The organism is Bathymodiolus heckerae thiotrophic gill symbiont, from assembly GCF_900128515.1.
Lineage (GTDB): Bacteria > Pseudomonadota > Gammaproteobacteria > PS1 > Pseudothioglobaceae > Thioglobus_A.
The window spans coordinates 1-3,340 of sequence record NZ_FQTP01000123.1 but is presented as its reverse complement, the minus strand read 5'-3'; the positions used below and the strand labels follow the sequence as shown (position 1 = coordinate 3,340).

Sequence of the window (3,340 nt, the reverse complement as noted above, 5' to 3'; positions counted from 1 at the left end):
GCCAGTAATTGTCGGTATTCTAACTACATTAAATTTTAAAATCGCTTTGTTGCCAAACAAAATTCGACGTTCAAACGATCCCCTAATAATTCAAAAATCAAATTCTTGACCTTGATCACATTTCTAACTTTATCTAGGTTATACTAACAGTCACTATTTTATACATTTGTTCACGCTATTGTGACTAAGAGAGTCCGCATGATAAATGATGAAAGAACCGCGTTTGATTTTGACCAGTGGATGGATCTTGCCAAGAAAGATCCTGAAGGTTTTGAGAAAAAACGCAAGGAAGTGATTAAAATAGCCATTGATAATGCATCCCAAAAGATGCAACCTCGTTTAAACGGCTTGCAGTGGTGCATTGATGCCAAAATAAAAGCATCAAAAAATCCAATGGATGGCTGTTTGAAAGTCTTCCAAATGATGATGGATTCAATTTATAGAGCCTGTAAAAAGTTTTGTGTAACTGCCATTTTTAATTAAATGAAGTCCGCTAAACGTTCTTCGAATTGAATGATAAAACGATTCATCGCCATTTTCCAGTTATGAATAGGCATCGTCCATTTTTTGGATGCGGCCATAATGGCTAAATACCCTACTTTTTTAGCGGCATCATCTGATGGGAATAGCTTACGTTTCTTGATGGCTTTACGAATAACGCTGTTTAATGATTCAATTGCATTGGTGGTGTAAATCGCCTTGCGAATATCTGTTGGATCATCAAAGAAGGTGTTGAGGTTTTCCCAATGACTACGCCAGCTTTTGCTTATTTGAGGATATTTATCATCCCATTTTGAGGCGAACGCCTCAAGGGCTAATACAGCATCCTCTTCGGTGGCTGATTTGTAGATCTGTTTTAAATCACCGGTGACCGCTTTATAGTCTTTCCAGGTCACATACTTCAAGCTATTGCGCACCATATGGACAATACATAATTGAATATGTGTCTCTGTGAATGCAGCATTAATCGCGTCAGGAAAGCCTTTTAAACCGTCCACACAGGCGATAAGAATATCTTTTACGCCGCGGTTAGTTAGCTCGGTCAATACTGTAATGGTCAAGTAAAACTGTAAGGTTTCTAAGGAGACTGTAAATAACTTTGTGTATCTGCCTATCATAAGCCCCTTATTGGGAAAGGATAGGGAACATGAACAAAAAAGAACTCGACGCTTTTGCACGTGAAGCAGCCAAAAGCATTAAAACAGAAAAAGAGCTGAACAGCTTTAGCCAGATGTTAACCAAAATCACCGTTGAAGCGGCCTTAAATGCGGAGTTAGAAACCCATTTAGGATACGGAAAACATGAGGTGGCAGAGACTGAAAATAGTCGAAATGGCTTCTCAGCCAAACGTATTCAAACCGAAGAAGGTCAGTTCACAATTGACATTCCTCGTGACAGGCAAGCTGAATTTGAGCCGCAATTAGTCAAACAGCATCAAACGCGCTTTACCTCCATGGACGACAAAATATTGCACCTGTATGCCAAAGGAATGAGTACACGCGATATTGTTGATACATTTACAGAAATGTATGACGCAGATATTTCACCTACGCTCATTTCTAACGTCACGAATGCCGTGCTTGAACAGATTGTTGAGTGGCAATCTAGGCCGTTGGATACGGTGTACCCAATTGTCTATTTGGACTGTATTGTGGTTAATGTAGTGGTACAGTAAATTTGGCCACCTGATAAGAGGTGATATTATCACCTCATAAATACAACAGGTGACATAATGACAAAACAAAAACGGCCTAAATTTTCACCCGAATTTAGATTAGAGTCGGCTCAATTAGTGGTTGACCAAGGTTATTCAGTTCGAGAAGCTGCTCAAGCTATGGACGTGGGTAAATCAACCATGGATAAATGGGTTCGTCAGCTTCGTAATGAACGTAATGGCATTGTAGGTAAAGCCACACCCTTAACGCCAGACCAGCTAAAAATACGAGAGCTCGAGAAAAAGATAAAACGTATTGAGATGGAGAAAGAGATTTTAAAAAAGGCTTCGGCTCTCTTGATGTCCGACTCGTGGAACAATTTACGATGATTAAACGGTTAAAAGAGAGCTACAGTATTGTTGCCTTGTGTCAGACGTTCAATATTCACCGCAGTAGCTACCGTGCTTGGATTAATCGACCATTGATACCCTCAAGTGATAAAGCTAAAGCCTTAACAATGGTTAAATTAATTCATGGTGAAAGCAATGGTTCCGCAGGTGCCAGAACGATTGCAGCCATTTCAACACTGCGTGGACTACCCCTTAGCCGTTACCGTTCAGGTCGGATGATGAAGCAGTTAGAATTAACAAGTTGCCAGCGACCAGGGCATGCATATAAAAAAGCAACACAGGAACATATCGCCATTCCTAATCATTTGGCACGCGAGTTTAATGTTGAGAAGCCAAACAAAGTTTGGTGCGGTGATGTGACTTACATCTGGTCAGGAAAACGATGGTCTTATTTAGCCATAGTGATGGACTTATTTTCACGTAAACCGATAGGTTGGGCGATGTCATTGTCACCTGATAGTGAGTTAACAGGTAAAGCGTTATCTATGGCCTTTGAAACCAGAGGTCAGCCTGATAATTTAATGTTCCATTCAGATCAAGGAAGCCATTACACCAGTAGAAAATATCGTCAATTACTATGGCGTTATCAAATCAAGCAAAGCATGAGTCGCCGTGGAAATTGCTGGGACAATAGTCCCATGGAGCGATTCTTTAGAAGTTTAAAGACAGAATGGGTGCCTGAAACAGGTTACCGTTCTTTTGTTGAAGCCAAAAATGCTGTTATTCGCTATATCATCGGATATTACAGTCAAGTAAGGCCTCATCAACATAATGGCGGTTTATCGCCAAACGCGGCAGAGCAGAAGTTCTGGTTTGCCTACTAAGCTGTGGCCAGTTTTACTTGACCACTACATACAAAACTTTTTAGCATAGGAATCTTTTCTTCTTTTCCCGTGCTGCTTTTGGCTTCATCAATAAGCAATGTTTTATAAAAAATAGCGCGCGTACCTTGACTACCCTTTTTTACCTGTCCACCTTTTTCAGCCCATTGCTTATACGCTCCCCAAGTAGAAGACTTGAAACCACCTACCATTGCAGAAATACCCAACAACAAAACATTCATGCCTCGATAATTAACACCTGAAGAAACATTAAGAGGAAGGCCGCTGGCACCCGTCCATGATTTCGTCCAGCCCGATCCTAACGTTTCCATTAAATCTACGATCTGATCTGTTACCTCTTGGTAAATATCTGTCTTTGCTTTTTTCTTGCTTTTAATAATCTGCTTTTGGCGTTTGTCCCCGTCGGAGACTAGGCTTGTATCTGTTTTGTTTT

At 40.6% G+C, this 3,340-nt stretch carries 2 protein-coding genes and 3 pseudogenes; 3 read left to right on the top strand and 2 right to left on the bottom strand.

Annotated features, from left to right (window positions below):
- Nucleotides 1-198 precede the first annotated feature (198 nt).
- Nucleotides 199-483, top strand: a complete 285-nt coding sequence (locus BTHERMOSOX_RS09940) for a DUF3135 domain-containing protein (protein ID WP_138121012.1) — start codon at nt 199-201, stop codon at nt 481-483.
- Here the strand turns inward: BTHERMOSOX_RS09940 and BTHERMOSOX_RS09935 are convergent.
- Nucleotides 480-1,055: pseudogene (locus BTHERMOSOX_RS09935) on the bottom strand (IS256 family transposase); the annotation flags it as partial. The gene BTHERMOSOX_RS09940 and the pseudogene BTHERMOSOX_RS09935 overlap by 4 nt on opposite strands.
- A gap of 92 nt (nt 1,056-1,147) precedes the next feature.
- Between BTHERMOSOX_RS09935 and BTHERMOSOX_RS09930 the strand changes: the two are divergent.
- Nucleotides 1,148-1,663, top strand: a pseudogene (locus tag BTHERMOSOX_RS09930) (transposase); the annotation flags it as partial.
- A 32-nt stretch (nt 1,664-1,695) separates the two neighbouring features.
- Nucleotides 1,696-2,889: pseudogene (locus BTHERMOSOX_RS09925) on the top strand (IS3 family transposase).
- On the opposite strand, the gene BTHERMOSOX_RS09920 reads toward BTHERMOSOX_RS09925, so the two are convergent.
- On the bottom strand, nt 2,886-3,340 hold a 455-nt coding region (locus BTHERMOSOX_RS09920), incomplete at its 5' end, for an ArdC-like ssDNA-binding domain-containing protein (RefSeq protein ID WP_138121008.1). The pseudogene BTHERMOSOX_RS09925 and the gene BTHERMOSOX_RS09920 sit on opposite strands and share 4 nt — an antisense overlap.